Annotated in this window: 4 protein-coding genes; 2 read left to right on the top strand and 2 right to left on the bottom strand. The window is 39.7% G+C overall.

Going from position 1 to position 4,199, the window contains the following annotated elements:
• Together MHN01_RS18475 and MHN01_RS18470 are read right to left on the bottom strand one after the other, a co-directional pair.
• Positions 1-593, bottom strand: a 593-nt coding sequence (locus MHN01_RS18475; RefSeq protein WP_239412693.1) for a glycosyltransferase family 2 protein, incomplete at its 3' end; no start/stop codon positions are given.
• Between the two features lie 2 nt (positions 594-595).
• On the bottom strand, positions 596-2,485 hold the full coding sequence (locus MHN01_RS18470) for a nucleoside-diphosphate sugar epimerase/dehydratase (protein WP_239412692.1): 1,890 nt from the start codon (positions 2,483-2,485) through the stop codon (positions 596-598).
• 142 nt (positions 2,486-2,627) lie between these two features.
• Between MHN01_RS18470 and MHN01_RS18465 the strand changes: the two genes are divergently transcribed.
• Entirely contained in the window at positions 2,628-3,560 is a 933-nt protein-coding gene (locus MHN01_RS18465; protein WP_239412691.1) for an SDR family oxidoreductase, read from the top strand.
• A gap of 2 nt (positions 3,561-3,562) precedes the next feature.
• Positions 3,563-4,126: a sugar transferase gene (locus tag MHN01_RS18460; RefSeq protein WP_239412690.1), complete on the top strand. Its 564-nt coding sequence runs from the start codon at positions 3,563-3,565 to the stop codon at positions 4,124-4,126.
• Positions 4,127-4,199 lie beyond the last annotated feature (73 nt).

Below are 4,199 nucleotides of genomic sequence, written 5' to 3'. Positions count from 1 at the left end.
ACATCTTCGAAGTACATAAAGAACTTCTCATCAAATCCATTCAGCCTCTGATAAATCTCACTCTTAAAGAGCAGGAATGATCCTGCAGCCCAATCAACATTTGTTGGGTCGGAAATTTTGTTTTTATCGTATGCATCAGAGCGTTTCTTCTGAAATAACCCTTTAAGAGGACCAAGCATTCGAGGGAATTTTTTAATAGATTGCTCTGGAATACTTTTTTTTTCATCACAATATAAATTAATTGTACTGATGCTAGATCCATCTATTGTAGCTTGATCGAGTAACTTTATTATGTCTAAATTATCAATTAGAACATCGGGGTTAAGTACTAAAAAAAAGTCGTTTCCCTTCATGTTTAAATGATTTATACAGTGCTGATGTACAAAGTTATTATTTGAACCAAAACCCAATCCATAATCAGTATCTAACAGGGTTATTTTATTGTCGATACAATATTGTGTTAGTTTTTCTGTCGCTGGTGTATTCGATTTAAGTACAACGTTAAATATTTTAGCAAGATTTGCAAGTACACCATTATTGATTAGCATAGAGTCATTATTATGGTTTACAACAGAGACATACAGAGTTGACATTTTTATCCTTGTTCTAAATTGTTCGAAGTTGGTGCGTAACCTGTCGGTGCCTCTAATAGAATCTTACGAATGCACTCTACATCAAAATGGTGACAGCAGGCATCAAGTTGATTAAGCAACTCAGCCATATCTGACCAGTTTAACTTATCCTCGCTGGCCGTCATGATTTTGGGATGACTGGTTCCTTCAACATTATCACCAATGAGTAGCTCTTCATACAGCTTTTCACCAGGACGTAAGCCTGTAAAATGGATTTCTATATCACATTCATTCTCTTCGATGTTATCGTGATTACCTTCGCTCATTCCCATCAAATGGATCATACGTTTTGCGAGGTCCAAGATTTTGACAGGTTCTCCCATATCCAAAACAAATACCTGGCCATTATGGGCCATCGCTCCAGCTTGGATGACTAGCTGAGCTGCTTCGGGGATCAGCATAAAATAGCGGATAATATCCGGGTGCGTTACAGTTACAGGCCCGCCTTTGTTAATTTGTTCTTTAAAGAGTGGCACAACGGATCCTGAAGAGCCTAATACATTACCAAACCTGACAATAGTGAATGTAGTTTGTGTTTGTCTGTCTGCCAGGGATTGTAGTACAAGTTCAGCCATTCGTTTACTTGCACCCATTATATTAGTTGGCCTAACTGCTTTATCTGTAGAGATTAGTGTGAAATTTTTAACTTCTGCTTTTATTGCTGCTTCGGCAGTAGCTAGCGTACCGAAGACATTATTTCGAATCCCTTCTACAATGTTATCCTCTACAAGAGGAACATGTTTATAGGCGGCTGCATGAAATACTGTTTCGACTTGCTGACCGCACATAACTTTCTCTATACGATTTTGACGCTGAACACTTCCTAAAATTGAAACAATTTCGATTTTGGTGTTAGTGTTGTCAATTGTTTTTCTCAATTCCCTATCGATTGTGTACAGGTTGTATTCATTAAGTTCAAAAAGCACTAAACGTTTTGGTTTTTGTTGAATGATTTGACGGCATAGCTCAGCGCCAATTGAACCCCCAGCACCTGTAACCATTACAATCTTGTTGGTAATATTTCTAGATAGTAGAGTTTGATCTGGCTCAACTGGGGCACGGCCTAATAGATCACCTATTTCAAGATCTCTAATTTCTGTTGAGCTAGCCTTACCTGCTGCTATATCCTCCACAGATGGAACTGATTGGATAGCGATAGGCCAATTGGAAAGTTGCTCTAATAGGCGGAGGCGGCTCCCTTTGCTTATATTGTTTATTGCTAGCAGCAATTTCAAAGGTTTATACAGTGATTGTAGTTCTTCAAACTCACTACTGTGATGTACTCTTAACCCGAAAATGATCTGACCAACTTTATTGCGATCATCGTCTAGAATGACGACAGGGTGGTATTCTGAACCGCTTATGAGCGCGTACGCAAGCTCACGGCCTGTTGCTCCTGCACCGTAGATGAAAACGTTAGGCTTTTTCCGCTTGAAGTAGTGGTAGTAAAATGTACGGATTAAAATGCGGGGACCTCCTAACGTTAAAATCGCGAGTCCGGCATAGATTAATGGAACACTTCTAGGTATAAAGGATTGGAAAAAGAAACCTGATATAGCGAGTGCGAACGCTGATAGAATAACAGCAAGAAAAATGTACCCTAAAGCTGGAAGCATGAGGTAACGTAATACTGCCCGATACATGCCAAGGCGCATAAAAGCATAGATGGTAACTATGATTGTGACCGTAAAACTCGCAACTTCTCTAGATGTTATATCAAACATCCAGTCACTTAAACGTAGGCTCATTGCCAAATAGAGTGAAAAAATCACAGCAACAACATCGTAAGTTATTGTTATGATTCTTTTATTTTTCCGTTTTGTGCTTAGCAGAGCTTGAATAGGTTTAATCATAGTAGAATGGGCATAATTATAACAACAGTAGGATTCTAATCTATTATTCTTACGTTGCAATTAGATAAGCGAAAATCATGAGGAATATGTCTTATTCTGTTAAGATCGTAGTCTTTGGTAGGTTGATAAGTGAGCAATTTTCTTGAATGTATTGATAACTGGTAGTAATGGTTTCGTAGGGCGGCATTTATCGAAGTGTCTGATTAATAGCTCTTATGATGTTGTTGATGCGGGCCGAACTCAGCCTAAAACTAAGAATAATTTTCTGCTTCTTGATCTTGATTCCAATTTCGATATTACTTCGGAGTTAGCCTCAATTGATGTAGTCGTTCATTGTGCAGCGCGTGTACACGTAATGGATGACAATGCAAAGGACCCCCTTGTCGAGTACCGCCGCATTAATAAAGATGCAACATTGACGCTTGCTCAACAAGCAGCAAAAGCGGGCGTAAAGCGTTTTGTCTTTCTAAGTACAATTAAAGTGAATGGTGAGTACACTAACGAAGGTAATCCATTTACGCCACAAGTTAGTTCGCCCCCGCTTGACCCATATGGCTTGAGCAAATACGAAGCAGAGCAGGGGTTGATCGTGATTGCTAAGGAAACTGGGATGGAGGTAGTAATTATTCGACCTCCTTTGGTTTATGGCCCAGGAGTGAAGGCAAACTTTGCCGCAATGATGAACTTGGTTTCCAAAGGTTTACCCTTGCCGATGGGTAGTATCAACAATAGCAGAAGCTTAGTTTATATTGGAAATTTGACAGATTTAATTGTTACTTGTTTGTCGCACCCTAAAGCGGCCAATCAGGTTTTTTTAGTCTCAGATGATCAAGATGTTTCTACTTCTGATTTGTTGCGATTGATGGCTAAGGCTATGAATAAACCTTGTCGTCTATTACCTATTCCTGAGAAGTGGCTTCGTAGCTTGACAACGTTGATTGGAAAGCCAGGCATTGGCGAACGTCTATGTGGGTCATTGCAGGTTGATATTAGCCAAACAAAAACTTGTCTTGGATGGCAGCCTCCTTATACACTTGGCGACGCTCTAAACCGAACAGTAAATAAGGCTCCATAACTATGCACAGTCCGCTTATCAGAATTATTGATGTTACTCTCTCGTTTATTGGATTGATGCTGGCCTGGCCGGTATTTATCGTCATTTATGTGCTTGGTAAGTTTGATACTGGCTCACCCGTTTTTCGTCAGGAGCGGGTGGGAAAGAATGGTAAACCTTTCATCCTTATCAAGTTTCGTACTATGCCGACATCAACTCTTTCTGTTGCTACCCATATGGTTGATTCAAGATCAGTTACAAAGTTGGGTAGTTTTCTGCGCAAGTCGAAGCTCGATGAATTACCGCAGCTTATAAATGTTCTTCGTGGCGAAATGAGCTTTGTCGGCCCTCGTCCTTGTTTGTTCAATCAAGAAGAATTGATTGAAGAGAGAAATAAACGTGGCGTCTTAGATGTATTGCCTGGGATCACGGGTCTTGCACAAGTCAATGGTATAGATATGTCTGTACCAAAACAACTCGCTAGCTTAGATGCTGAGATGATAGAAACATTTTCACTGTCTCTATATTTTCGCCTGATTCTTCAAACGGCTACAGGTAAAGGAGCCGGTGACAGAGTCAGAACTTAAGAACTTAGTGGCTATTTAAAGATCCTACTTGCGATAATTTTCTGAAATGCAACATAATTATTTAGACTTGATT

The organism is Photobacterium sp. OFAV2-7 (genome assembly GCF_022347985.1).
In the GTDB taxonomy this organism is placed as follows: domain Bacteria; phylum Pseudomonadota; class Gammaproteobacteria; order Enterobacterales; family Vibrionaceae; genus Photobacterium.
Note: the sequence above shows the minus strand (reverse complement) of the source record. Positions and strands in the feature narration are given on the sequence as shown.

Bases quoted from the DNA above. Each gene is read 5' to 3' on its own strand.
- MHN01_RS18460 (WP_239412690.1), top strand. From the start codon at position 3,563: ATGCACAGTCCGCTTATCAGAATTATTGATGTTACTCTCTCGTTTATT.
- MHN01_RS18470 (WP_239412692.1), bottom strand. From the start codon at position 2,485: ATGATTAAACCTATTCAAGCTCTGCTAAGCACAAAACGGAAAAATAAA.